Annotated in this window: 21 protein-coding genes, 1 tRNA gene and 1 pseudogene; 6 read left to right on the plus strand and 17 right to left on the minus strand. The window is 58.5% G+C overall.

The window, feature by feature from the left end:
• The first annotated feature begins 11 nt into the window (after window positions 1–11).
• The 3 genes from GNX18_RS04525 (at window position 12) to GNX18_RS04535 (ending at window position 3,960) form a co-directional block, all read left to right on the plus strand.
• Window positions 12–425: a secondary thiamine-phosphate synthase enzyme YjbQ gene (locus GNX18_RS04525; protein WP_138236222.1), complete on the plus strand. Its 414-nt coding sequence runs from the start codon at window positions 12–14 to the stop codon at window positions 423–425.
• A gap of 386 nt (window positions 426–811) precedes the next feature.
• Window positions 812–2,452, plus strand: coding sequence for an acetolactate synthase large subunit (locus tag GNX18_RS04530; protein ID WP_166215659.1), 1,641 nt, complete (start codon window positions 812–814; stop codon window positions 2,450–2,452).
• Between the two features lie 77 nt (window positions 2,453–2,529).
• A complete protein-coding gene (locus GNX18_RS04535; protein ID WP_166215661.1) occupies window positions 2,530–3,960 on the plus strand; it encodes an aldehyde dehydrogenase family protein in 1,431 nt (476 codons plus the stop codon).
• 257 nt (window positions 3,961–4,217) lie between these two features.
• Here GNX18_RS04535 and GNX18_RS04540 read toward each other — a convergent pair whose 3' ends face one another.
• Window positions 4,218–4,811: a TetR/AcrR family transcriptional regulator gene (locus tag GNX18_RS04540; RefSeq protein ID WP_205828061.1), complete on the minus strand. Its 594-nt coding sequence runs from the start codon at window positions 4,809–4,811 to the stop codon at window positions 4,218–4,220.
• Window positions 4,812–5,008: 197 nt separating this feature from the next.
• On the opposite strand from GNX18_RS04540, the gene GNX18_RS04545 reads away from it, so the two are divergent.
• Both GNX18_RS04545 and GNX18_RS04550 read left to right on the plus strand, forming a co-directional pair.
• A complete protein-coding gene (locus GNX18_RS04545) occupies window positions 5,009–5,407 on the plus strand; it encodes a RidA family protein (RefSeq protein ID WP_138236225.1) in 399 nt (132 codons plus the stop codon).
• 95 nt (window positions 5,408–5,502) lie between these two features.
• The gene (locus GNX18_RS04550) at window positions 5,503–5,589 is read left to right on the plus strand and encodes a YjbQ family protein (protein WP_166220368.1); all 87 of its coding nucleotides are present in this window, start codon (window positions 5,503–5,505) and stop codon (window positions 5,587–5,589) included.
• A gap of 110 nt (window positions 5,590–5,699) precedes the next feature.
• Here the strand turns inward: GNX18_RS04550 and GNX18_RS04555 are convergent, their stop codons facing one another.
• The 5 genes from GNX18_RS04555 to GNX18_RS04575 form a co-directional block, all read right to left on the minus strand.
• A complete protein-coding gene (locus GNX18_RS04555) occupies window positions 5,700–6,035 on the minus strand; it encodes a TusE/DsrC/DsvC family sulfur relay protein (protein WP_166215663.1) in 336 nt (111 codons plus the stop codon).
• A 5-nt stretch (window positions 6,036–6,040) separates the two neighbouring features.
• On the minus strand, window positions 6,041–6,319 hold the full coding sequence (gene tusB, locus GNX18_RS04560) for a sulfurtransferase complex subunit TusB (protein ID WP_166215665.1): 279 nt from the start codon (window positions 6,317–6,319) through the stop codon (window positions 6,041–6,043).
• 1 nt (window position 6,320) lies between these two features.
• Window positions 6,321–6,683 (minus strand): sulfurtransferase complex subunit TusC, encoded by a 363-nt coding sequence (gene tusC / locus GNX18_RS04565; RefSeq protein ID WP_166215667.1) that lies wholly within the window; start codon window positions 6,681–6,683, stop codon window positions 6,321–6,323.
• A gap of 4 nt (window positions 6,684–6,687) precedes the next feature.
• On the minus strand, window positions 6,688–7,080 hold the full coding sequence (tusD, locus tag GNX18_RS04570) for a sulfurtransferase complex subunit TusD (RefSeq protein ID WP_166215669.1): 393 nt from the start codon (window positions 7,078–7,080) through the stop codon (window positions 6,688–6,690).
• 76 nt (window positions 7,081–7,156) lie between these two features.
• A complete protein-coding gene (locus GNX18_RS04575) occupies window positions 7,157–7,837 on the minus strand; it encodes a Bax inhibitor-1/YccA family protein (RefSeq protein WP_138236230.1) in 681 nt (226 codons plus the stop codon).
• A gap of 132 nt (window positions 7,838–7,969) precedes the next feature.
• On the opposite strand from GNX18_RS04575, the gene GNX18_RS04580 reads away from it, so the two are divergent.
• Window positions 7,970–8,554, plus strand: a complete 585-nt coding sequence (locus tag GNX18_RS04580) for a beta-lactamase hydrolase domain-containing protein (RefSeq protein WP_166215671.1) — start codon at window positions 7,970–7,972, stop codon at window positions 8,552–8,554.
• On the opposite strand, the gene GNX18_RS04585 is transcribed toward GNX18_RS04580, so the two are convergent.
• The 11 genes and pseudogenes from GNX18_RS04585 to rne form a co-directional block, all read right to left on the minus strand.
• Window positions 8,533–11,103 (minus strand): endonuclease/exonuclease/phosphatase family protein, encoded by a 2,571-nt coding sequence (locus tag GNX18_RS04585; RefSeq protein WP_166215673.1) that lies wholly within the window; start codon window positions 11,101–11,103, stop codon window positions 8,533–8,535. The two genes, GNX18_RS04580 and GNX18_RS04585, sit on opposite strands and share 22 nt — an antisense overlap.
• A 43-nt stretch (window positions 11,104–11,146) precedes the next feature.
• Entirely contained in the window at window positions 11,147–12,427 is a 1,281-nt protein-coding gene (locus tag GNX18_RS04590; RefSeq protein WP_166215674.1) for a glycosyltransferase, read from the minus strand.
• Entirely contained in the window at window positions 12,424–14,667 is a 2,244-nt protein-coding gene (locus tag GNX18_RS04595) for a hypothetical protein (RefSeq protein WP_166215676.1), read from the minus strand. Before GNX18_RS04595 ends, GNX18_RS04590 begins: the two co-directional genes overlap by 4 nt.
• Window positions 14,667–15,386 (minus strand): TVP38/TMEM64 family protein, encoded by a 720-nt coding sequence (locus GNX18_RS04600; protein WP_240914232.1) that lies wholly within the window; start codon window positions 15,384–15,386, stop codon window positions 14,667–14,669. Before GNX18_RS04600 ends, GNX18_RS04595 begins: the two co-directional genes overlap by 1 nt.
• A gap of 157 nt (window positions 15,387–15,543) precedes the next feature.
• A complete protein-coding gene (locus GNX18_RS04605) occupies window positions 15,544–16,827 on the minus strand; it encodes an MgtC/SapB family protein (protein WP_166215678.1) in 1,284 nt (427 codons plus the stop codon).
• Window positions 16,828–16,946: 119 nt separating this feature from the next.
• Complete coding sequence (locus GNX18_RS04610; RefSeq protein ID WP_205828062.1) at window positions 16,947–18,347, minus strand: alginate export family protein; 1,401 nt, start codon at window positions 18,345–18,347, stop codon at window positions 16,947–16,949.
• Entirely contained in the window at window positions 18,347–19,993 is a 1,647-nt protein-coding gene (locus GNX18_RS04615; protein WP_138236237.1) for an MFS transporter, read from the minus strand. The genes GNX18_RS04610 and GNX18_RS04615 overlap by 1 nt, the downstream gene beginning before the upstream one ends.
• A gap of 18 nt (window positions 19,994–20,011) precedes the next feature.
• Window positions 20,012–22,026: pseudogene (locus tag GNX18_RS04620) on the minus strand (amidohydrolase).
• Window positions 22,027–22,037: 11 nt separating this feature from the next.
• A complete protein-coding gene (gene ycaC, locus GNX18_RS04625) occupies window positions 22,038–22,703 on the minus strand; it encodes an isochorismate family cysteine hydrolase YcaC (protein WP_240914235.1) in 666 nt (221 codons plus the stop codon).
• Between the two features lie 230 nt (window positions 22,704–22,933).
• Window positions 22,934–23,021 (minus strand) — tRNA-Ser (locus GNX18_RS04630).
• Window positions 23,022–23,152: 131 nt separating this feature from the next.
• Window positions 23,153–26,239 (minus strand): ribonuclease E, encoded by a 3,087-nt coding sequence (gene rne / locus GNX18_RS04635; RefSeq protein ID WP_166215680.1) that lies wholly within the window; start codon window positions 26,237–26,239, stop codon window positions 23,153–23,155.
• Window positions 26,240–26,485 lie beyond the last annotated feature (246 nt).

Below are 26,485 nucleotides of genomic sequence, written 5' to 3' on the forward strand. Positions count from 1 at the left end.
GGAGTGGTGTTATGGCGATTGGTCAGCTGGAAATTGCAGTGCGGGGACAGGGGCTGCACGAATTTACCGATGCGGTGGGGCACTGGCTGCGGGGGCAGATATTTTCTGGCGACGGCCTTTGTACCCTGTTTATCCAGCACACCTCGGCGAGCCTGCTGATTCAGGAGAACGCGGACCCCAGTGCGCGGGTGGATCTGGAAAACTGGTTGAATCGCCTGGTGCCGGAAAATGACCCTTTGTACACGCACACCATGGAGGGCGCCGATGATATGCCTGCGCACATCAAGGCCGCACTTACCGCGAGCAGTCTCTCCATACCGATACATAGTGGTCAGCTGATGCTGGGAACCTGGCAAGGGATTTACCTGTGGGAGCACCGTCACCATCGCGGTAAACGAAGAGTGATAGTGCATGTGAGTAGCTGATCGAACAGGTCGACCTGCAGATCGTTGAGGTTCTCGCTTCCAGTGATAATGGGGTGGATATCGATACGCGAGTAGAGCTGCTGCGTTGTTGGAAGGTAGCGGCGTGTATGATCCCCCGGCATTCGCACGCCCAGCGGTACCCTGATAACGGACACGGCAATTTCGACGTGAGAATTGCAGTTTCAACGTTAGTAATCGGGCCTCTCAGCACCTAAGCTTCGAGAGTCCAAAGCAACTTTCCAGCGTTGCAGGATTGCTCACGTATTTATTCGTTCGCTAGCGCGCTTGGCAAAGTGAAATCGGGGCACGCCACCATAATAAAATTGGCGCCACTCAACCGCTGGTTTTTTGCGTACACGAGTCCGCTGATTACAAGAGAACGGTAAATGAAGGCATCTGATTTGTTTGTTCGAGCCCTGGAGGCGGAAGGCGTCGAATACGTGTTTGCCATCCCGGGGGAAGAGAACCTCGACCTGTTGGAGTCCATGCGCGGTTCGAAGATCAAGCTCGTCATTACGCGCCACGAGCAGGGGGCCGGCTTTATGGCTGCTACCTATGGTCGACTTACCGGCAACTCTGGCGTTTGCATGTCGACATTGGGGCCGGGGGCGACCAACCTGGTGACTGCGGCGGCTTACGCGCAGCTCGGCGCGATGCCCATGGTGATGGTTACCGGGCAGAAGCCGATCAAGAGTTCCAAACAGGGGCAGTTTCAGATCATCGATATCGTCGACATGATGCAACCTCTGACCAAATTCACGAAAACCATCGTGAGTGGCGACAACATTCCCGCCCATGTCCGTGAGGCCTTTCGCCAGGCAGAGGAGGAGCGTCCCGGCGCGACGCATCTGGAACTGCCGGAAGATATTGCGCACGAGCATTCAACCATGCCGGTGCTCGAACCGAGCTATACGCGCAGGCCCATCGCCGAGGAAAAAGCCATCCGGCAGGCGGTAGAAGCAATTTCCGGCGCGCGCAAGCCTCTGCTACTGGTCGGTGCTGGCGCCAACCGGAAACTGACCGCAAAAATGCTGCGCGAGTTTGTCGCCAAGCTCGCTATTCCGACGGTTACCACCCAGATGGGCAAAGGCGTAATCGACGAATCCGGCCCGCATTTCATCGGCAACACAGCCCTGTCCGACGGCGATTTCGTGCACCGTGCCATCGACCAGGCGGACTTGATCATCAATGTCGGCCACGACGTGGTGGAGAAACCGCCTTTCTTTATGCGTCCCGGCGGCCCGGAAGTCGTGCATGTCAATTTCAATTCGGCCCGGGTGGACCCGGTCTACTTTCCGCAGATCGAAGTGATTGGCGACATCGCCAACAGCCTGTGGCAGATGAAGGAACAACTCGAGCCCCAGGATCACTGGAGCTTTGCCGATGCGCACCGCATACGCGATGCGCTGCAGAAGCACATTCACGAAGGTTGTGGTGACGACAGCTTTCCGATACGCCCCCAGCGACTGGTGAAGGAAGTGCGCGATGTCATGCCGGAGGACGGCATCATTGCGCTCGACAACGGTATGTACAAAATCTGGTTTGCGCGTAACTATCCGGCGTACGCGCCCAATACCGTCCTGCTGGACAATGCGCTGGCGACGATGGGAGCAGGCCTGCCATCGGCCATGGCGGCCAAGCTGGTGTACCCGGAGCGCAGGGTGCTGGCAATCTGTGGCGACGGCGGTTTTATGATGAACTCCCAGGAGCTGGAGACGGCTGTGCGCCTGAAACAGGACCTCATCATTCTGGTTTTGCGCGACGATGGTTACGGCATGATCAAGTGGAAGCAGGCGCATATGGAATTCCACGATTTCGGCCTCGACTTTGGCAACCCGGATTTTGTCGCCTATGCCGAATCCTACGGCGCCCACGGGCACCGGGTCAGTGCCGCCGCCGAGTTGCAACCGCTGATCAAGAAGTGCTGTACAGAGGGTGGCGTACACCTGATCGATGTGCCGGTCGACTACAGTGACAACGACCGTATTCTCAATAACGAAATACGCGAACTTTCCCGTAAGTTATAGCCAGTTTCCAGGTGGAAACGACTGAGAGTACCAGCCCGCCAAAGCGACAATGACGGTCCGCCAGGGAGTAGAAAATCGTGCTTCGCGAAACTTATCCTTACTATCTCGCCAATGAGGCGGTATTCGCCAACACCGACCTGGAAGTCACGGACAAATATTCCGGCAGCGTCGCCACACGGGTGGCCATGGCAGATACTGCAACCATCGACCAGGCTATCGACTGGGCGGTGAAAGCCGAAAAGCCCATGGCCGCAGTGCCACCCTATGAACGACAGGCGGTTCTTAATCATTGTGTCTGGCGCTTTCAGGAACGTTTCGAGGAACTCGCCGAGGCGCTGTGCATTGAGGCGGGCAAACCGATAAAGGATTCCCGTGGCGAGGTCACGCGCCTGATCGATACGTTTAAGGTCGCCGCAGAGGAATCGGTGCGGATCAATGGCGAAGTCATCAATCTGGAGATATCCGCGCGCGCCAAGGGCTATCGCGGGTTCGTCAAGCGCGTGCCTATAGGGGCCTGTTCATTTATTTCGCCGTTCAACTTTCCCCTCAACCTGGCGGCCCACAAAGTGGCGCCTGCGATTGCCGCCGGCTGTCCATTTGTACTCAAGCCGGCAAGCCGTACTCCGATAGGCGCGCTGATAATCGCCGAGGTGCTCGCTGAAACCGACCTCCCCAAGGGCGCTTTTTCTGTACTGCCCTGTCACCGTGAGGGTGCGGACCTCTTTACCGTCGACGACCGCTTCAAGCTACTCAGCTTTACTGGCTCACCGGCGGTGGGTTGGGATTTAAAAGCGCGTGCCGGGCGCAAAAAAGTCGTGTTGGAACTCGGCGGAAATGCTGCCTGTGTGGTGGATGAGGGCACCGATCTGGATGACGCGGTGGAGCGCATCATCTTTGGGGCTTTTTACCAGTCCGGACAGAGCTGTATCGGTGTGCAGCGCATTTACGGCCATGTGTCAATCTATGCTGAACTCAAACAAAGACTCGTCGAGCGTACCCGCGGGTTGAAAAAGGGAGATCCAAAAGACGAGGGCACCTTTATCGGCCCAATGATCTCCGAGGGCGAAGCCACCCGTCTGCATAACTGGATTCAGGAAGGCGTAGCGAAGGGCGCTACGCTGCTGTGCGGAGGCGATCGGGATGGTTCCATGCTCGAGCCGACGCTACTTGAAAACGTAGCGAAAGGTTGTGCTGTGGTTGAACAGGAGGCCTTCGGGCCGGTGGCGATACTGGAACCTTTTGATGATTTCGATGCTGTGCTGTCGCAGGTCAATGACAGTGTCTTCGGCCTGCAGGCCGGCATATTCACCCGTGATTTATACAGGGCGCAGAAGGCCTGGGATGTATTGGAAGTAGGGGGCGTGGTAATCGGTGATGTACCGAGCTGGCGCGTGGACAATATGCCTTACGGCGGTGTGAAGGACTCGGGCCTCGGTCGCGAGGGTATCCGCTGGGCGATTGCCGACATGTCGGAAGAGCGGCTGCTGGTTATCCGCACCCCGCAATAATTGATTTTGATTAACGGCGATAAATAAATATTTCAATTTATCGACATGGCAATGCACTAGGCTGTATGGACATACTACAAGCACTCAAAGCGTTAGGTAGTCAGACAAGATTATCGATACTGCATAACCTTCGAGAGCCGGGAAAGCACTTTCTGAACCGCCCCGGGCGGCGGAAATGCTTTTGCATGTCAGGCGTTAACGCTGGGCGCCGAAACCCGGCAATGCCTCGTACGCTCCTGGGACGCAACAGGGAATTCTTATCCGGCAGGCTGATTTAGCAGCCCCGAAGCCAGTGCCTGGAAGGCCTCTACGGCAAGTGGCAGAACTTCCTCTGGGGTGGGGCTGGCAGCGACCCAAAGCGCAGCATTAAGCGCAGCGCCGTTGAGCAATCGAGCAGCTGCTTCTGCGTCAACTGTTTTCATGATGCCCTGGGAGATCAACTTCTCTACGATCTGTATTGTTGCCTGAAGGCAACTGTTTTGACTGGGCCATTGGGACGGGTCACCGAGCACTGCTGGTCCATCAAGCAAAACGATGCGTTGAATTTCTGGGTCAAGAGCCATTTCAATATAGGCAGTGCCTTCGGCAAGCAGCCCTTGCCAATCGTCCCCGATTTCTGCGCCGGCCTTTTGCGCATACAGGGCCATTTCTGAATCAATTTGATCGACCACCGCCGCCAGTAAACCGCGCTTATCGCCGAAGTTATGGTAAAGCGCGCCCCGGGTTAACCCCACGGTCGAGGTCAAATCATCCATAGAGGCCGCTGCATACCCTTTTTCGGCAAATGCTTTCCTGGCTGCGGAAATGAGCTTGGCCCGATTTTCTGCCATTTTTTCTGCACGTTTATTCATTCTCACTCCCAATCTTGAACTACATACGGCCCGTATCTGAGTATTGACATACGAGGCGTATGCGAAATAATCTACATACGCGACGTATGTGAGGTGGCCTCACTGCACCGTATAACAAAACTTGGGCTTGCTTGTGAAGCAAAAAGGCGCTTCTTGGCTGCTACCCCACTTATTGACTGTTGATTCAGAGGTTTAACATGACCCAACGCAAAGCAATTTTCCCTGCAGATAGGCACGCACTGTACGAGGAGCATGGTTACTCAGCAGCGATTCAATCCGGTGACCTTCTGTTTGTATCAGGGCAGGTAGGCAGCCGCTCGGACGGCAGTCCCGAGCCGGAGTTTAAGCGTCAGGTTGAGCTGGCCTTTGAAAACCTTAAGGCCGTATTGGCGGCTGCCGGCTGTACATTAAATGACATCATCGATGTAACAACCTTTCACACAGATCCTGAAAATCAATTTGAGGCAATCATGGAAGTGAAGGGAAGGGTATTCAGTACTCGCCCCTACCCAAACTGGACGGCTGTCGGTGTGAGCTGGCTGGCGGGTTTTGACTTTGAGATTAAGGTTATTGCCAGAATTCCGCCAAAGGATTAAGGGCTAGAAAGTAAACCTCCGCAATCACAAGGCTATTGTTAAGTTCAATGAGATAGTTGAGTGATTCCTGATTTTGGCGGTGGTGTACACAGTTGATGCTCGGTACATGGCAGGGGATTTATCTGTGGGAGTACCGGCACCACCGGGGCGAGCGGCGGGTAATTGTGCATGTGGGTAGCTGAGTTGTCGGAAAAATTCCGTTGTAGGAGCCTGCCTTGCAGGCGAACAGTTCGGAACAGGGAAGGTTCGCCTGCAGGGCAGGCTCCTACAGAATGGTTGTGATTCGGGATTTTCAGAGGCAGTTTGTGGGCTTGGGCAAGCCCGCGATCTTGCTGCCGATTTTCGCCGGGCTTGGCGGGAACAGTTGCATCAGGAAAATACTGCGACCTTTCTCCGGCCCCAGGTACTGCGCGACATATTTCACTAACGGTCGCATCGCCGGTGACAACTCGAACTCCCGATAAAAATCCTGCAACAGGCGGATCACATCCCAGTGGTCTTCAGTAAGAACAATGTTTTCCTGCGCAGCCAGCGCTTCCGCCACCTGCGGGTTCCAGTCATTCAGGTTGCGCAGAAAGCCCTCTTTATCCAGTGGGATTTCGCAGCCTTCGATCACCAGGTTTTCCATAGCTTTTACCGGAACCAGCTGACGATGGGATTGTGCTCGGTGCAGAGCGCGACCCAGCGGGCTTCATCAATGGTTTCGATGCTCTCAGGAACGGTTACGCCACGCGCGATTGCGTCGGCGCCGAGGCAGAAACTGTTGTCGGCCGATGCCGACAGCCGCGGGTCATTGACCGCATAAACGCCGTCTTCGATCAGCACCACAGCGTCGCCGGGGTGGAGCGCATTCAGGCAGTCACTCAGGGCACTGCCGGCATAGGGGGACTGATTAACGATATGCAAGGTCATTTCAAAAACTCAGTACCTGGTCGAACCCGCCGATAAACGCGCCGGGATTCTGCAGCAGTTTCAGTTCTGTGCCGGGGAGGCTCAACTGCGCCGGGTCGATGCCGCGTTCCCGCAGGCTGCGCTCACACAGATGCAGGGTCTCCACGCCGAACATGGGCAGCGCGGTTAGATTCCGGCGCAGGTTTTTCTCGCCGATCTGCTGGGCATCCTGCTCCAGCAGCAGGAACACGCCGTCGTTGATCAGCAGTACCGCGGGAACTTGATCCATGGCAGCACACGCGAGGATCGCTTCCAGCCCTTCGCGGGCGAGGGGATTGCCGTAGGGCGCGTGGCGGCAGATGGCGAGTATGGATTTGCGGGGCATCGCATCAGCCTCCAAAGGTCACAACGCGGTCGCTAAGCGCCGCGGCTTCTGCCAGTTGCCCGAGCCCCGCCAGGGTAAATCCGGCGGCGATATTTGCGGCGGGCTTTTCCAGGCGTTTGGCTTCGCTCTCACTCAGCACACCGCGGCGTTGTGCGGCGGCGATGCACAGGGTGAGGTCCAGATTGTGCGCTTGTTGCAGTTGCTGCCACTGGGCGAGCAGATCCTGTTCATCCTGCGGTGGCGCGGCCAGGGCGCTGCCGTTGTGGATGCCGTCGCCGTAGAAAAACACCCGGTAGATTTCATGGTCGGACGCGAGCACGGCACGGGCAAAGCGCAGTGCGGTGGCGGCGCCTTCGGAGGCGTGGGGTGCGCCGTAAACGACGAGGGTGAATTGCATTGGCAGACCGATTGTTTTGCCGATAAAAAAATGCCCCGCAGAGCGGGGCACTGTTTGATCCTGTAGCGCGTGCCGATTAATCGTCGGAAGCGAATCCGAAGATGTGCAGCAGGCTGGTGAACAGGTTCAGGATGTTCAGGTACAAGGAGGTGGTGGCCATGATGTAGTTGGTTTCACCACCGTTCACGATACGGCTGGTGTCGTACAGGATGAAACCGGAGAACAGCAGGGCAATCACACCGCTCAGGGCTACGCTCGCCAGCGGCATGTACACACCGAAGAAGCTGGCAATCATCATACCGAGGGCACACACCAGCACCGCGATCAGGCCGACAAACAGGAAGCCGCCCATAAAGCTGAAATCCTTGCGGGTGGTCAGCACATAGGCGGACAGCGCGAAGAAGATCAGCGCGGTGGTGCCCAGCGCCTGCATAACGACCTGGCCACCGCCGGGCAGGCCGACATAGTGGTTCAGCATCGGGCCGAGAGAGGCACCCAGCAGACCGGTGAACGCGAACACCACACCCACGCCGGCGGCGGAGTTGGCGGTGCGCGGCAGTACGAACCAAACCAGCGCGATGGCGGCGATGGAGCAGATCAGGCTCATGCCACGGCCCATGCCGATGGCCATGGACACACCAGCGGTGACTGCGCTGAAAAGAACAGTCATCGCCAGCAATGCGTAGGTGTTACGCAATACCTTGGCGGCTTCCGAGCGTTCCAGCGCTCCGGACTGTGAATAAACTTGCGGCTGCATTAGCGTCTCCTGCTAGTGAACATAAAATCTTCCGGGATCATATAACCAGTGCATTGGACCTTCAAGTAGGCACCGGGTTCGACCTTCTTTAAAAACTTGGGGCAAAATAGCGCGTAAAACCGAGGATTGGAAATGAATTTGTCAAAATATCTGTGGGCACTGTTTTTCTGTGCTTTCACTCTGCTTACAACCCCCGCTGTGGCCGCTGAGTCAGAGGCACAGGAGGCGCAAACATCAATAAAACAGGTGCCTTCTGCGGACGAGATGGGGGCGATTGTGGCGAATTACAATCGCCTGCGCCCACAACTGGCCACTGGAGGCAGTATAGATCTTGCGGAGGTGAATTCCCTGAAACAGAAGGGCTTCCGCACCATCATTGATTTGCGGACACCGGAGGAGGGGACCGCAGAGGAAAAGGCGGCGGTTGAGGCGGCCGGAATGCGTTATGTAAACCTTCCCGTTGCCGCTGGTGTGCCCTCTGACGCGTTGATTGCGGAACTCGGAAAAGTTCTTGAGGATGCTTCTGCTGCACCGGTACTCCTGCACTGTGCGTCCGGCAACCGGGTGGGGGCGGTATGGGCGATCTATCGCACAAGAAAGGGGGTGCCGTTGGAGATTGCGCTTGAGGAGGGGCGCTCCGCCGGCATGCGCGATGCCAGGGAAGCCCAGGTGCGCGAGTTGCTGGAGGCAGGGGATCAGTCGCCCTGTTGCTCTTGACCGACATGGCCGGCCATCGGGATCGTCACCCTGAGATCGACGATCAGGGGCAGGTGGTCTGACGCCTGTCGGGTGAGTTCGCTGCGGGGTACGTGGATGTCATTGACCTCGAGCTCCGGATCTACAAACACATAATCGATGCGCGCCTTGGGCAGCCGGCTGAAGAAGGTGCCCTTGGGCTTGTGGCCTTTCAGTTTCAGTTGCGTATCGTTGAGCAATTCGGAAACCCGTCTGATCTCCTGGGAGCCGGGCAGGGCGTTGAAGTCCCCCAGGAGTATGCGCGGCCGCTGGCATTGGCTGCTGCCCATCCATTCCTTTCCTGTCAGGGCGTCAATCTGCCGCAGACGCTCCGCCTTGCTGAGCCCGAGGTGAGTATTGAATACCTGTATCTTTACGCCATGAAAATCCATTTCAATCCACAGCGCGCCCCGCGGTTCGGCGAAACCGGGTAGGCGTGACTTTGTCGGCGGGCCCGGGAGTATGCCTTTCTTGATCAAGCGCACCGGAAAGCGTGACATGATGGCGTCGCCGTAGCGCTCATCCTCCAGGTGCATGGCGGGCTGAAAGTGGAAATCCATGGCCAGCAGCTGCGAGATCTGGTGCGCCTGGTCGATACCGCCGGTGCGCTGGCGTCGAACATCCACCTCCTGCAGCGCGACGACATCCGGCGAATAGCGTGCGATGACCCGCGCGATGCGCTCCGGGGAGAGCTTGCCATCGGTGCCCTCGCAGATGTGCACGTTATACGTCATTACCCGCAGGATTTTTGTCGTCGTGGGGTGTTTTGTTGTTTCGCCCTCACGGGAGGCAGGCGCCGATACCGTAGACGAGAGTGTTTCGGCATTGCCCGATGAGACCACCGTAACCGCCGGTGGCGATTTCAGTTTCCGCGCGGGCTGCGCGCGCAAGAACCTGAGCGCCGCATCGCGGATATCCTTCGGTCGCCAGTGTTCTTTGCCGTCACTGGGGAAGTGGATGTCGCCGGGCATCAATGCGAAGGCGTGGGTCTCATTGGGGCCAGCGCCGCCGTGGCTGCCACTTTCGATTGCAAAACTGATGCTCTCGTGGCCGGCGCACCAGCCACTGATGACAAAATCGCCGGCGTCTGGATGACGGCAAAGGTTCGCCAGATCCTCTACGGCCTCATCGACAAACGGGTGTTCGTCACCGAACACGAGATGTCCGTCTTCTGGCAGAGAGAAGGCACCTTGGCGCCACCAGCCGCGCACTTTGGTTATCGCGTTGCCGTCGGGGCCTATTTCCGTGGCGTTGGGGTCTTCATAGAGCACCATGGGGGCTTTGGTTTTTTCCACGATCAGCCTGGCGATCTCGGCGTGAGGGGTATCTTTGCAATGGATGTTGTACAACAGCGCCAGCGGCCCCATGGCGGAGAGCGCCATCGGGGTCTCTCCTCCACGTTGATCTTGTTGTTTTCCGACGGGAAAGAGCTTCTGTACCCACTGGCCGCCAAACAGGCGTATCCGCTGCAGCTGTATGCCGTGATCGCCGTTGGCGAGATAGCCCTTGGGGCTTTGCGGCAGACTGGAGAGGGCTTCGCTCACTGCATCGGCCAGGCTGCGCCCATGCAGGGTCTCGTAGGGGATACTGTCTTCCTGGCCGTGATCTGAGTAGATCCACACATCGTAGTGACGGCGCGAGGAGCGGTGCGCGGCGCGCCAGATGCGCGCAATGGCGTCATCGATACCCTTCAGGGTCCAATGGGCGAATTTGGAACTGGGGCCGCGGCGGTGGGCCTGTTCGTCGTACCCCAGGAAGTTGATATAGATCACCGGCAGGCCGCGGGCGATGTCGATCTTCACACCCACAGTGGAGAGCTCGCGCAGCAGTATGGTGATGCCGATGCGGGCGGGGATGAACATCAGCTCACGAATAAAATCCTGGCCGTCGATGAGGCCGCGGAAAAAGTCCACCACGGATAACATCAATTCCAAGAGCAATAGCGCACCGGTGCGGATCAGGCTCCAGATATTCGCCAGCAAAAGTACCAGCAGCGCCAACGGGCCGGCCTGTTTGAGACTGTTTCCCCAGCCATAGGTGGCCGCGCAGTAGTGTGCATCATTGAATTCGGCACCGGCACTGAATAGGCTGACGTAACAGCTGCCGTGTTTCAGCAGAGGCTCGTGACCTGTGTCTTTAAGTTTCTGTTCCACCTGCGTGGCTGCGTTGGATTCGTACATCCGCAGCATTTCCTGCGAATCGGTGGACATAAAGCCGAAGGCCGGCACAGCCGCTTTCACGCCGTAGAAAATCTCCGCCTGTACGGCAGGCGTGGTTGCCGGAACGCCGGAATACATGTGGTCCAGATGGTAGTGTTCGCGCTCAATCAGCCGTTTCAGGAAGGGCATTTTGCCGTCGGCGAGCGCGCGGTCGAGCTGTGGGCGGCCGAGGCCGTCGATCTGGATCAAAACCAGTGCGGGCGCGTCGGGATCGCGTTCGTTGATCTGTAATTTGAGCATCCGTGCCAGCCACTCACTGCGGCTGATCTTGCGACGCCAGCGGCGCAGAGTGCTCTCAAGGCGGGTAATCATGGGGCTGCGTCCACCTGTCCTTCAGCTGTCATTCTTCCGCGACTCATTTTTTCAATACATGATCCGGGTCGAGCGCGGCGGTGGCGGCACCGGTGACGCCTTCGAGAATTTCCCACTGTGCGCCGATGGTGTTGCGCAGGCGCATCCACTGGGCGTAAAGGGAGTCGTCCAGTGGCCAGTGTTGGTGAACAAGAGACTGGTAGTGCCGAAGTGCGGAGGCTGCGCAGTTTTCCATGGAGAAGCGCTCCGCGGTCTGCAATGCGGCTTGGCACAGGTGCTGGTATTCCTCCGGTGCGAGATCGTGTACCCACTGCAGGGCCGCGATCATTTCGCGGGTGCTGTGCTTCAGTACCAGGCGGCCATTGATCCGGTCCTCCACCACTTCCCGGCAGCCGCTTGCGTCCAGTGCCACCACGGGTACGCCCGCGGCCATGGCTTCAGTCAGCACCATTCCCTGGGTTTCACTGGTGGAGGAGAATCCGAAAACATTCATCGCGCTGTAGGCATCGCGCTGGGCGTCGCCCTGGAGTGTACCGGTGAGGTGCAGGCGTGAAGAGAGGCTCTGGGTATCGAAGAGGCTACGTATCCGTTGCTGCATCGGGCCTGCACCGACCACCAGGAAATGTATGTCGTCGTTGCGGTGCATCAGTTCGATCACGACGTCGGTTAAAAAATCCAGGTTTTTCTCTTCCGCAAGCCGCCCGAGATGGCCAATAACAAAAGCAGACTGTGGGATGTTGTAGTGCTGGCGGGCGCTGGCGCCGTCGCCATTGCGATAGTTTTCTAACTGTACGCCGGTAGGCACTACGGCGATAGGGCGCTTTACACCGCGTTCGCGCAGCAGGTCGGCGACGCTCTCGCTCGGGGCAAATACCATACTCGCCAGGTTGCCATAGCGGGTCGCGAGTTCGATCACAAAGCGCTTGAGTGTCTCTGAATCCGCCGGTACGTAATGGGTATAGCGTTCGTACAGGGTGTGGTGAGTGAAAATCAGCGGCAATTCCCGGCTGCGGGCAATGCGCAGGGCGGTCATGCCGAGCAGGAACGGGTGGTGTGAATGGACCAGGTCCGGCTCAAAAAAGTCGAGCCTCTCCGTCAGCTCGCCGGATAAGGGCAGGGCCACGGAAAAGTCACTGCCGTTGAAATTCTGGATGGCGGGAATACGCACAACATCTTTTTCGTTGTCGATTTTCTCCGCAAACTCCGGAGCCACCACGAGAACCTGATGTCCCTGTCGGCGGTATTCCCGGCTAAAGGCATCCACCGATCGCGCCACGCCACCCACATGGGGCAGGTAGGTGTTGGTGAGCATGACGATGTTCACTTGGGCTGCAACTCCATCATTTCCACACCGGCTTCGGCAATTTCCGCGTTATAACCGAAGGCGCGGACCTCAATGGTGGGCGCGTCCCTGTGCCATTTTCCCGACCAGGAAATTCTGGGTCTTACTCCTGGAGTGATTTCCAGGGAGATAGTTCCGAAATGGGTGGGCGCGGGGCCAAAGCGGATCGGCTTTTGCGCGCTCGCATCGCGCAGCCATTCCGGTGGCAGGCCGGAGGCGAGGATCAGGCTTTCGCCCTCTTCGCGCACAAAACAGTTGCGTTGCATGGTGACCCATTCGGCCGCAGCCCAGGCATGCTGGCCGTCGCCCATGCAACCGCCGAAAGAGTGCGGATGAATGGCCTCCGGCCATTGACCGGTGGGTGAGGCGAGATTGGCGACATTGCGCATCAGCTCAATGCAACGCGGGTCACCCGCGCGCAACAGCACTTGCGCTACGTGAATGGTGAGGTAGGCATTGATTCCCGAGTGGATCATGTCCTGGAAAAAACCACCGGACACAAAACATTTTTCCATCAGGAATTCCACCAGGTCCAACAGGCGCGCGTCGTCTTCGGGGTACAGTTTCAACGGGTAGCCGGCGGCAATGGAACCTATAGCGCCGGCATCCAACCGGCGTTTGGGCGAGGCCGGCATGGCGGGGCGCTTGAGGCGCTCTGCACATTTTTGCAGTGCGTCGTCAATGGTGAGCATGAAGTCATCGGCCTGTCTCTGGAACGTATCCGCATCCTGCTGGTGTCCCTCGCGCTGGCAAATGGCTACTGCGGCGAGCTGCCCGCCAATACCCCAGAAATCGTCCCAGAAATAGCAGTCGTTGGGGCCGAGGTGTTCAGCGCTGAATCCCGCGGGCAGCAGACCGCCGGTGAGGCTACCGTCTTTTGGCATGCGCTTGTTGTCAATCCACTGTGCGCCGCGCAGCACCGGGTCCAGCCACTCAGACTTGAGCTTGCTGTCGGTAATGCGACAGTACTGGTCGATGATCCACAGCGCTTCGCCGTTGGAGTCCCATTCGCCATCCTGGGAATGGAAATAGCCGTCGCGCTTCTGGCGCGAGGGAAAACGCTCCAGGGCGCGTTCGGCGCGCTCCAGCAGACCGGCGTGCAGCAGCGATTGAATCATGAAGGCGGCGTCGCGGAACCAGAATCGCTTGTAGGTGTAGGGCCCTGGGTAGACATCGTAGGGCGAATGGAGCACCAGCGTGCGCACCGCGGCGTCGTAGAGAAACTGCATTTGCGGGTCGGGAATGGACATGGCGCAGTGATGCGCAAGATTCTGCTTCCAGCCAGCGGGTGCATTGCCGCTGTTGAGTTTGCAGTGCTGTGGGATTTTTACCACGGTGTCGAACAATTCTCCCGGCTCAAGCCGGAACAGTGCGGCCGCGGTGGCCATGCCCACGTCGCACTCTGCGTGTGTCTCGTTGCCTTCCTCGCGCAGGTATAGCGCGATGTCGCCTTTGCGATAGTCAGAGGCGTGGTGGCGATCCACCGGGCGGTCGAAGAAAATCCGGTCTTTACTGTCGATCAACCAGTGGCTGCGATTTTGATCGAGTGCCACTTTATTGATGAAGGCCACGCCCTCTGGATTACACGGCCGCAGTGCGACGACCAGCCAGCCGCCGGCTCTGTGCTGCGCCTGCAACTGCAGCAGGCAATTGTTGTTGCGCTCATCCACCTCCGCCCACACACGGCTGACAAGTGTGGCGTGATCCGATTGCGTTTCTGTGACTACCGCCACACCGTCTTGCAGGTCCAGGTGCTGTGTGACCTGATTGTGCTGGGAGGGGAAGAGATCCTGACCGTCGTCGCCGATGACCCAGCTGTCAATGGACCAGCCGTCGTAGTGGGGGGTGAGCAGCCCACGGGGATCGACGATAGGCATTTCCTCACTGCCGGGCACGCCCACTGCGGTCCAGTTGCGATGGCTCAGATTGCAGTGGGTAATGGAAAAGGCGCGCGGGATGAACGAGACATCCGCCGGATCGAACTGGCGCTCGATCCAGTAGGGCCACACCCAATCCAGGTTGTGCTGAATGACTTTGCTGTTCATCAGCGCGCGGGCGTGGAAGATCACACCCGCGCGCAACAGCTCAATTGGTTCACTGACTTCCGAGGGCTCGGCAAAACGCTGCAGTCGGGCCATGACCGCGAGGGGGTCCAGGAAGCCATGGGCAGTGGCGAACTTGCGCACAAAGAATCGCCAGGGAAGCCATTTCATCCAGGGCATCAAAGGTCTCCTTCGCCGATTTTTTGCTTCAGCGCGCGGCGGGCCATCCGCGTCAGGCCGATGATGGCGATAATCGCCAGCAGGAATCCGAGACCGTAGAGGGTCCATTCAGTTGGGGTGCGCGCCGCACGTCCGGTGCCAATACTGGCAAGGTCTGAGGCAATTGAGCCAATGTATACGTTGTTTACAGTGATGGGGATGACCCCGAACAAGTTGCCGATGAGAAAGTCCCGAAACCTCAAAGGTGTAAGACCGAAGAAGTAGTTCGACAGCTTGAAGGGAAAGAATGGCACCATGCGCGTGTACATCACCATACGCCAGCCCTCGTCCCGCAGGATTTCGCCGAGATTCGGTGGGTGTATCTTCGACAGAAGCCACTGGGAGGCCCGTTCGCCGAAGACATAGCGGGCGATGAGAAACGCAATCGCGGCTCCCAGAACTGTGCCCAGTACAACATAAATTGTGCCCTTCAGCACACCGAATACAAAACCTGCGCCCATGGTGAAAATAACGCCCGGTAGCAGGAAAACAATGGCGATGGCCACGATCAGCATAAACCAGACACCCGCCTGCCACCCGAGCGTGTCGAGCCACTGCAGCAGTTTGAGAATTTCGTCATCCAGATTGAAATAGTGGAGTATTCCCAACGCCGCACCAACGGCGGCTGTACAGATGACAATCAACCAGATCGGTGAAAACTTCACGCCAAATTGTTCCACTGGCCCCGGAGTTTGTGGTGGCCGTATTTAAGGAATCGAACTGGGTTCGAATATTGTGTACTCCTTAAGACTAGCCAAACCCGTGACGGGCGTGTCCACCTGTTTCGAAGAATATAACTGTTTGGTATTTTCAAGAGGCTGACTATCAGGAGTACACCTAAGGCCACAGCCAGAGCGCAGCCAGTCCCGCGGCAAAGGGGATGGCAAACAGTGCAAATACACGGCGCAATAGCATCCAGCCGCCGAGAAACCCGGCCGCGCCGAGCTTGAAGACGAGATTGGCAAGGCTGGCGATCACCATCGCGCGCCAGGCGATATCGGCGTCCATCGCACCGGAAGCGGCGAGGTTGGCGGTGGACAGCGTGATGGCGTCTACGTCGGTAAAGCCGGACAGTAGGGCGACAACATAAATACCGCGACTGCCGAAGTACTCTTTACCGGCGGCAATTGCCAGCAATACCACCGCGTAAAGCGCACCGAAGATCAGCGCCGGTTTCAATTCCGCCGGATTCCCCGGCTCCGGCATGGCGTTCTCGCGGTGCTGGATACGCAGGTAGGCGACGCCACAAACTGTCAGGCTTACCACAAACAGCATGCCCAGTGGCGGGATCAGAGCGCTAAGCATGCGTGGCGCCACCGCAACTATTTCCACAAACATACGAATAAACATACTGGTGGAGGCGAGCAGTATGACCAGTGCCGCCAAACCCACAGCTTTCTTCTGGCTGCGCGCCATACGGGCATAGGTGACCGTGGTCGCGGTAGACGATATGAGGCCGCCAATCAGCCCGCCGAGCACAGTGCCGACCTTGGGGCCGGCCATCTTGTATACCGCGTAACCGCCGAGACCGATACCGACGATCAGTACGACCAAAAGCCAGATCTGAAACGGATTGAGTACGTCGTAGGGACCGAAGGTGCGGTTGGGGAGCACTGGCAGAATGATCAGTGAAAGTACGGCAAACTGCATGATGGACCGCAAGTCTTTGTCCGACAGCTTTTCCGCAAAGGCGTGCATTCCGGGTTTGAAATGCAACAGCACGGCGATCGTTGCGCCTAAGACTACAGCGACGGTTTTGTCGCCAAGCACCAGGAATGCTCCGAGCAAATACACTAGCAGTGCACTGACTTCCGTAGTGATACCGGTGTACTCGTCCCTACCGCGCAATCGCTCCAGATTTCCCAGCAGTATGAGCACGGTCATGATGAGCAACCCGGTGAGCATCATCCAGCCCATACCCGGATTGCGGCCCAAATGGGCGGATAGAGCGCCAAACAGGGCAATCAGCGGGAAAGTGCGGATACCCCCTAGGCGGTCCGTCGTGCGCTCGCGTTGCAAGCCAATAATCAGGCCCAGGCCCAATGCGATGGCGAACGAGAGAATACTTTCGGTGTCCACCAGGATTGGCGGCGGCGCTGTGGTTTCGGGGGCTCTATTCATCGTGTTGATGAGTATTGGCGAAGCGTTCCCGGTTTACCGGAAGAATGTGTGCCGGTGGCGGCATTAAGCATTAATTGATGGCGTTTTAAGAGGGGCGCGAGAGATTTTTCCGAGGTTGGTCAAAATCTATACTGCAAGGTCAGTTCGGTAAAACTCAGATCGTCTGCAGGGCCAGTGTCCCGGAAAAACGCTTCCGGATTGCCAAACGTATAAATCGCGGTGAACACCAGTCCGCGGAAGAAGGTATATTCGGCGGTCAATGAGAGGGCGGTGGTAGCGAAGTGACTGTCGCTGCCCATTGGCGCGCGGATAATCTGTCCACTCGGACTGTATAGACCATCCTCCGTCTGCAGGCGCCAGAAAAAATTCAGGTCGGCAGTCAGTGACCAGTCAGCAGTGGGCAATATGTTGACGAAGGTATGGAAATTGTAAAAATTGCGCGGGCCTAGAACGGCGGCTTCAGAGAAGTAGTTGCCGCGGGGAAACAGTGGATTGAAAGTACCCAGGGTCCCATCGTCCGGATTTTTGTCGCCACTGGCGATATTTACGCTGAAGCGCAGCTGTGGTTTCCATGGGTGCTGCTGCCAGCGGTAGGCGGTCTCCGTCGCCAGCGTCCACGCGTGGATGTCATCGCGGGCGAAATGGCCAAACTGATACAGTGTTTCCCAATTCCAGCTCCAATCGTTCTGTTCGCCCCAGTATCGAAGTCCGATCGAATGTCTGTGCTCCCGGCCGGAGCCTTGGACATAGAGCGCATTTTTGTCTTCATAGCCCAGGTAGTACAGGTCGAGATTTCCCGCGGTGTCGAGCGGCCGCGCTTTGGTTGCGTAGGCGCCCCACAGCGCGTATCGGTCGCTGGTCTCGTCATCAAATACGCCGGGTTCATCGGTGCGGGGGCGGGTAGCGAGCAGATCCAAGCGAAACTGATCGCAGAGATAAAACCCGCGGACGCCGTCGAATGTACGTCTGACGTTGGGGCCCTCCCGCACATCCACCAGTCGGCCGGAGCCGAGCACAATTTCCTGGCGGCCAGGGCGGAGGGTCAGTACGCGCGCGTCAGCGCTGGCAAAGCCAATGTCCAGAAAGAGGTTTTGCCAGGCAAGTTCGTTTTCGTCGACGGGACTTGGGCCTTCGGCTCGACCCGTTTCAAGCGCACTGTTTAATTGTGCAAACAGGCGAAACCGCGGACTCCAATGCACGTCGGCCAGAATCGAATAGCGTTGAAACCAGACGCCATGGGCATCCTGCGGGCTTTGACCAAACGTCGGATTGTTCGTGTACTCATACCGCTGCCGGATTTCTCCGCCGAGGGTTACGTAGCTCGGGCCGGACTTTCCGAAGGGAATGTACTTTACGCGCTCGGGCCAACCCGTTGCGGCCGGCTGGTTGCGCATGTCTGAATAATCTTCGTCAAACCGCAGCTTTGCTAATGGCGGCAGTGTGCCGTCGGCATCAGCCAGTACGCCTTGGGTCAGCAGAGCGCCGGTAATAGCTACCACATACAAGGTTTGTGATGTCATCAACGCAGGGAATGGTCGTCGACCACTGCCTGGTCTGAGGCCGGACGCAGGGGATCGGGCGCGAGATAGTGGGTAACACGCGGGGCGCTGCCGTTTGCCTGGAAGCGCAGGACGCGCTGTTGGATCTCGCTGTCCAGGACCGATGTGCGGCGGTGGTGGCGTAAATGCGCCACCCAGGAATCCTCGATAAAGTATTCGAGCATTCGGCCCGGATCGGCCACGTCCTCAAAAAGCCCCCAGGCGTAGGCTCCGTGTCGTTGGCGCGAGGCCTTCAGCTCACAGATCGCGGCCACGAATTCCTGGATGTTATCGGGATCAATACGATATTCGACGGTTACCATCACCGGCCCGCGATCCAGCGACACGTCACTGGCGACCACCGGTTGTGGCCAGTAGCTGCTCGGCGAGTGATTCAGCTCGTCTCCCTGCAACAGTCTGAAGCGCCAGCTGAGAAGTGCGGCAATTAGCGCCCCTGCTGCCGCCACCAGCTGGGTAAAGGGAATGCCAATGCTCGTTGCCACCTGCCCCCAGAGGATGCTGCCGAGTGTCATTGAACCGAAAAATATCGTGATGAAGATCGACAGCCCCCTGGCGCGCACCCAGTCGGGCAGCGCCAGCTGTGCGGAGATATTCAGGCGCGAGAGCACCGTAATCCAGCAGGCGCCGGCGAGCAGACTGGCGAAGATCGCGGCATCGGCTCGCTTGACCAGCGCGAGAACGATCAGAACCAGTGCCGTGCCCAGTGTGCCCAGTGCGACCAGTTGATCCGGGCCGAATTTTCTCGCCAGCCTGGGAAGAAAGAGCGCGCCCACCACGGCACCCACGCCCACAGCCGCGAGAATAATGCCATACAGTTGCGGGCCACCATTCAACTCCTGGCGTGCGACCAGTGGCAACAGCGCCCAGAAAGCGCTGACAAACAGAAAAAATGCCACAGCGCGTATCAGTGTCGCGCGCATTGCGAGACTCGCCCGCACATAGCGCAATCCGGCGCGCATGGCGCTGAAGAACCGCTCGGCGGGCAGGTCGCTTGGGGGAGAGGGTGGCGGGTGCCACCATACCAGCGCGGCGATCACCACCAAAAAACTCACCGCGTTTATCAGATAGGGCCAGGCAATGCCGATCGCGGCAATGATGGCTCCGGCCAGCGCGGGTCCAATGGCCCGGCTGATATTTATGCCGACGCCGTTCAAGGCGATGGCGGACTGCAGATCGGCCCGTGGCACCAGCTGCGGGACAATCGCCTGCCAGGCCGGTGCGACAAACGCTGCGCCGGTACCGGATAGAAATGTGAACAGGAGCAAGGTCCAGGGCGTGACCCTGTCTGTGAACACCAGGCCAGCCAGTGCCAGGGTATTAAAAAACAACAGCACCATGACGGTGATCAATAGCTTGCGGCGCCCGGCAAGATCGGCAAGGGCGCCGGCGGCGAGGGCGAACAGGAATACCGGCGCGCTGGTGGCGGCCTGGACCAGCGCCACCATCAGTGGAGATGGTGATAGCGACGTCATCAGCCAGCCGGAAGCAACATCGTGCATCCAGGTACCGATATTGGAGATGACGGTCGCCATCCACAGCACCGCAAATGCACTGTGGCGAAACGGCGCCCACGCCGAGGTGTTTTCTACGTGCTGGTCGACCGACACCCTTTATCCTTCCGCGTCTCAGATGGCGAAACAGGAACAGCCCAGGACGCCCCAGAAATCCCTTGGATCACGTGCGGGAATAGGGGAATTCCAGGCGATCTGGTGACGGTGGCCGTGAAGCGCACAGGCGTTCGCGCATCCTTCGTGGCAGGCGCGCGCAACGGGCCCGGGTTGCTGTCCGTGCGCCACAGCACTGGCTTGGCGCATGGCCGGCGATGGCTCGCGGTTGACCGGGCTCCAGTCCGGGCTGGCCGGGGGCAGGGGAGGGTCCAGTTTGCCGAACGGGCCTGCGGCATAAACGATTTTTCCGTCCACGACCGTCAGTTGCGAAACAAGCTGCCGGATCGCCGTATCCGACACATGGAAGTAGTCCTGAGACAGCACCGCGAGATCGGCATACTGGCCGGGTGCCAGGCTGCCTTTGACATCGTCTTCGCCGGAAAACCACGCCGAGCCCTGGGTCCACAGGCGCAGGGCAGTGGCCCTGTCGAGAATGTTCTCGCGGTCATACAGCGATAGTCCGCCCACCGTTTTCCCGGTGGTGAGCCAGTACAGCGCGGTCCAGGGATCGTATGAGGCGACGCGGGTAGCATCTGTGCCGGCGCCGACCGGTAGATCCATAGCGAGCATCTTGGCGATGGGCGGCGTCGTCTTGGCGGCATCGGCGCCGTAGCGATCGACAAAGTACTCGCCCTGGAACGCCATTCGATGCTGGGTGGCTATGCCGCCCCCAAGTGCTTTGATGCGTTCAATATTACGCTCGCTGATGGTCTCGGCATGGTCAATGATGAATCGGGTTTTGAACGGCGTTTTTCCGTTGACCCGTTCAAACACGGTAAGAAACCGGTCGATAGATTCATCGTAGGTGGCATGTATCCGGAAGGGCCATGCTTTCTCCGCCAGGAGTTCGACAATCGGTTCCAGTTCCTTCTCCATGGTCGGAGCGAGGTCGGGGCGGGGTTCAAGGAAGTTTTCAAAGTCGGCGGCCGACCAGGTCAGATTTTCGCCACCGCCATTCATCCGCAGCATGTCGTCGCCGGCACCGGGCTCCGTCATTGCAACCCAGCGCTCGTAGTCACTGAGTTCCGAACCGGCTTTCTGGGCAAACAGGTTGTAGGCTATCCGTACGGTGAGCTGCTCGTCGTCGTGTAATTTCTGCACCACCGCATAATCGTCTGGGTAGTTCTGGCCGCCGCCACCGGCGTCGATGACGGATGTGATACCCAGACGGTTCATCTCGCGCATAAAGTGTCGTGTGGAATTGATCTGCTCCTGTAGCGGCAGTTTTGGACCCTTCGCCAGTGTGGAGTAGAGAATCATCGCCGAGGGTTTGGCAATCAGCATGCCAGTGGGTTCACCTTTGGCATTTTTCTCTATCACCCCGCCCGGCGGGTTGGGGTATTGCGGTCAATTCCCGCTGCTTTTAGGGCGGCGCGGTTCAACAGCGCGTGTGAATACAGATGGAGAACAAAAACAGGGGTATCTGGGGCGGCCTTGTTAATTTCTTCGAGCGTCGGCATTCGGCGTTCAGAGAACTGAAACTCGGACCAGCCTCCGACAACGCGTACCCACTGGGGCGCAGGCGTGCGGTCTGCCTGCTCCTTCAACATCCGCAGAGCGTCGGCCAGGGATGGAACATTCTCCCAGCGCAGCTCCATGTTGTAATTGAGTCCACCCCGAATCAGGTGGGTATGGCTGTCGTTCAAGCCCGGAATAACGCGCTTGCCATCGAGATCCACTAGCTGTGTTTTGCTGTCCGCCAGGCGCATGATTTCTTTGTCAGTGCCCGTATCCAGTACCAGCCCGTTGCGGATGGCAATTGCGGTAACTTCCGGCTTTTTCGGGTCCAGCGTGGTGATTTTACCGTTATACAGAACCAGGTCTGCCATGGCGGTTTCTCCTCCGGGGGCCCCGCCCGCCGCCAGGGGACCGAACAGTGCGAGCATGCCAAGCGCCGCCGCATTCTTTACCGCTTTTCTGCGGGTGATCGCATTCTCAGGGGGCGCAGCAATCTGGGGGGAAGGTTTATTCATGGGTGACTTCGCTATTTTCCGGACGTTTGTTGCGCGTAGCTGGTCATGAGGTTGCGATAGTCGGGGATGTGATTACTGAACAGTGTGCCGAGTCCCTCTATGTCGTTGCGCCAATCGCGGTGTAATTCGCACGCGACGCCGAACCAGGTCATCATTTGCGCACCCGCTGCGGCCATCCGCTGCCATGCAGAATGTCGGGTGAACTCGTTAAATGTGCCTGAGGCGTCCGTTACCACGAATACATCGAAACCTTCTTCGATGGCCGACAATGCCGGAAAGGCCACACAGACTTCGGTAACGATGCCGGCAATCAACAGCTGTTTTTTGCCGGTGTCTTTCACCGCTTTGACAAAATCCTCATTGTCCCAGGCGTTGATTTGGCCCGGGCGGGCAATATAAGGCGCATTCGGGAACTTCTCTTTTAATTCGGGTACCAGCGGTCCGTTGGGGCCGTCTTCGAAACTCGTGGTCAGAATGGTGGGCAGCTTGAAATATTCGGCCAAGTCCGCCATGGCCAATACGTTGTTTTTGAATCTGTCCGGGTCGATATCCCGCACCAGAGACATCAGTCCAGCCTGGTGATCCACCATCAAGACGGCGGCGTTCTGTTTATCGAGTTTCGTATAAGGGGTGGTCATTTCTGAGTCCTCAGATTGTCGAAATTGCACGATGAACATCGCCTGGAGATTCAGGCGAGTTTGCAGCGAAAAGGGGAGGGCAGGTATCGAATCCGAGTATTCAGCGTAGCAGGTAATGTTGTGTTGAACGGGCAACGTGGCGCGCAGAGAACGTTTGAAAGGCGCGCTGGATAGGAACGCTGGAAAGACACGCTAGAAAGACGCGCTAGAAAGACGCGCTAGAAAGTGCAGGTATAAAAAAACCCGGCATAAAGCCGGGTTCTTCTATATGGCGGAGGGGGTGGGATTTGAACCCACGGAGCTGTTACACTCGCCGGTTTTCAAGACCGGTGCTTTAGGCCACTCAGCCACCCCTCCAAATTGTTGGCGCATTATACCGGGCTGTTTTTCCGGTACAAGTGCACGGACAATTTTTTTTAGGAAGTTCAATGGGTTAGCTGCATTTTTAATCAGCTAACCCAATTGGGCTCCCGTATAACAACAGGTTCTCAGCCAGCTTCGGCGGAGCCGGAACCATTTTCCTCTGCTACATCGCGTTTGACACGGGGGTCATTGGCGGGGCGCTGCAGGGGGCGTGGCTTATGGGCAATCTCTGCCGGTTGAGCGGTGTCCAGCGGGCGCAGTTCGCCGATTGCCGGGCGCGCGGTAACGACGGTGAAATCAATCAGCGGTTTGGGGTTGATACGCGGATCGTTCCCCGCACGGCCGGGCTGGCGCGCGGTAGCGACAGGGGTGACCTCAGCGGTTGCTGGCTCTTCCGCAGTCGCTTTTGTCTCAGCTGCCGCTGTGCTCACCGCGGGTTCAGTCTGTTTGGTTTCTACCGTTTCCGCCTCGACTTCCCCAGCTTCTTCCGTTTCAACCACTTCTGCGGTTTCGGCTTCGGCAGGGGCTGCCGCAGCCTGTTCGGCTTTGGGCGCAGTTTCCTCGGCTGGCTGTACTTCCGCGCTGACCGCTTCCGGCGCCGCTTCCTCGGACACTATGGGCTGTTGTGCAGTGTGCGTGTCGCGGGTTTCGACTGTGGCCTCCGCTTTTACCGGGCGTTCGGCCGGCTCGGCAGCAGGTTTAACTTCGGATTTCTCCTCAGGAGCTTTGACCTCAGGAGCCTTCACCTCTGGCGCTTCCACTGCTGAATCAGCGGATATCTGCGGTTTGCTGTCGGACCAGGGATCGCGCTTGCGCGGGCTTTCGCTGTCGGCGGCAGATTTTTCCGCGCGCGCAGGCCTGACGGCCGTTTCGCGCTCCGCTGTATCAATGGCTTCATTGACTTCGCGATTCAGCTCCTGCTGCTCGCTGTCAGCGCTTTCCTGGCTTTCGGCTCTTTCCGCATTGTCGCTGGTATCGGCGGTTTCTCCGCGACGACCGCGACGGCGGGGTTGCGGTCGTCCGCGCACATTGCTTGGGCGACGCGCTGGGCGCTGCTGGTCCTGGTCTGAATCCGATGCTTGCGCTTCGTTTTCAAGGCTGGTGTTTTCAGCTTCCGCCACGTTCGGTTGCTGTTCGCGGCGATCACCGCGGTCGCCTCCGCGGCGTCTGCGGCTGCGGCGCTGGCCATCACGTTGGCCGTCGCGGCTGTCCTGGGCGCTGTCACGAGATGTGTCGCGAGAAGTGTCACGTGAGGTTTCGGCGCTGTCCTGGCGGCGCTCGGCGGCCGCACTGTCGTCGCGGTTTCTGTCGCCGCGACGCGAGCGGTTGTCAGATTTCCGCTCTTCGCGCTCATCGCCAGTCTGGTCATCGCGACGGCCGCCACGACTTCCGCGGCCGCGTCCGCGACCACCGCGCTGGTTGTTGCGGTTGCGCTGCTGCTGGTAATTTTTGCCGCGACCTTTGGCTTTTTTGTGTTTGCTGTCGGACTCTTTCTCTTCAGAGCTGCTAAACAGTGCGGCGATGGCGCTGATCAGGCGGCTGAACAGTCCAGGCTCGGCTGGCGTCTCGCTTTTCGGCTTGGGCTTGGCCACAGGAGTTGGTGCCGGCGCCGTGTGTGCGATCTGCTGTACAGCAGGCTGGGCAACCGGCGCGCGCAGGGGCTCTTCTTCCCGGTTCTTGTTGACGGTTTCCTCGATGGTGCCTGAGATCTTGTAGGAGGTCTCAACGGTTGTGGAATCGTCATCGCGCAGGCGCAGCACTTCGAAGTGTGGGGTCTCCAGATCGGCGTTTGGCACCACCACCACGCGAGTGTGGTTGCGGGCTTCGATGTTGGAGATGGCCTTGCGTTTTTCATTGAGCAGGTAAGTTGCGACGTTCACCGGAGTGATCGCGCGAATCTCTGCGCTGCGCTCTTTCTTGGCTTCCTCTTCCACCAGCCGCAGGATGGACAGGGCGAGGGATTTGGTGCCGCGAATGGTGCCTTGGCCGCTACAGCGGGGGCAGACGCGGAAGGTGGTTTCACCCAGGGACGGGCGCAGGCGCTGGCGGGACATTTCCAACAGGCCGAAACGGGAGATACGGCCTACCTGTACCCGGGCGCGGTCCATGCCGAGGGCCTTTTCCATGCGCTTTTCGACTTCGCGCTGGTTGGACTTGTTCTGCATGTCGATGAAGTCGATGACCACCAGGCCGCCCATGTCGCGCAAGCGCAGCTGGCGGGCGATCTCGTCCGCGGCTTCCAGGTTGATGGCGCGCGCGGTTTCCTCAATGTCACCGCCTTTGGTGGCGCGGGAGGAGTTGATGTCGATAGAGACCAGCGCTTCGGTGACGTCGATAACGATGGAGCCACCAGAGGGCAGCTTCACTTCGCGCTCGAACGCGGTCTCGATCTGGCTTTCAATCTGGTAGCGATTGAACAGCGGGATGTTGTCTTCGTAGTACTTCACCTTGTTGGCGTAGTTCGGCATCACCTGACGGGCGAACTCGGCGGCCAGCTGGTAGGCGCCTTCCTCATCGACGATCACTTCGCCGATGTCATCGCGCATGTAGTCGCGGATGGCGCGGATGATGACGTTGCTTTCCTGGAACAGGAAGTGCGGTGCCTTGGCTTCGTCGGCTTCTTTTTTGATGGCGGTCCACAGTTGCAGCAGGTAGTTGAGGTCCCACTGCAGTTCTTCGCCGCTGCGGCCAACGCCGGCTGTGCGCACGATGATGCCCATGCCGGAGGGGACTTCCACATCGGACAGGGCGTCGCGCAGATCGCTGCGCTCTTCACCTTCGATGCGGCGGGAGATACCGCCTGCGCGCGGGTTGTTGGGCATCAGTACCAGGTAGCGGCCGGCGAGGCTGATAAAAGTGGTCAGGGCTGCGCCCTTGTTGCCGCGCTCTTCCTTGTCCACCTGGACTATGACTTCCATACCCTCTTTGACCACATCCTTGATCTTGATGCGGCCTTCGATGTCTTTGGGCTGTTTGTTGAAGTATTCGCGGGAAATTTCTTTAAGCGGAAGGAAGCCGTGGCGCTCAGCACCGTAGTCGACGAAGGCGGCTTCAAGAGAGGGTTCTACACGGGTGATCTTACCCTTGTAGATGTTGGCTTTTTTCTGTTCGCGGGTGCGGTTTTCAATATCCAGGTCGTACAGCCATTGGCCGTCGACCAGTGCAACGCGCAGCTCTTCGGGCTGGGTTGCGTTGATCAGCATTCTCTTCATGCGTTTGTCTTTTCCTTGCGTTGCGCAAAGGTAAAACACCGCTGAAGCTCGCAGGCTATGGTGGTACGGCGGTGAGACGGGAGAATCCCGTGTTCACGGCAGTATGTACGCGCACCGCACGGAGCCGCCCCTATAGGCGCCTGCGGGCGTCATACCTTGTTAACTCCGGATACCCGTTCTCGGTTTGGTATCCGTTTCCTGCCAGGCCGGCCTCGTGTAGTTCCCGGGCGGGTCCTGGCTGCCTGC

Source organism: Microbulbifer sp. SH-1 (assembly GCF_011326135.1).
GTDB classification, from domain to species: Bacteria; Pseudomonadota; Gammaproteobacteria; order Pseudomonadales; family Cellvibrionaceae; genus Microbulbifer; species Microbulbifer harenosus.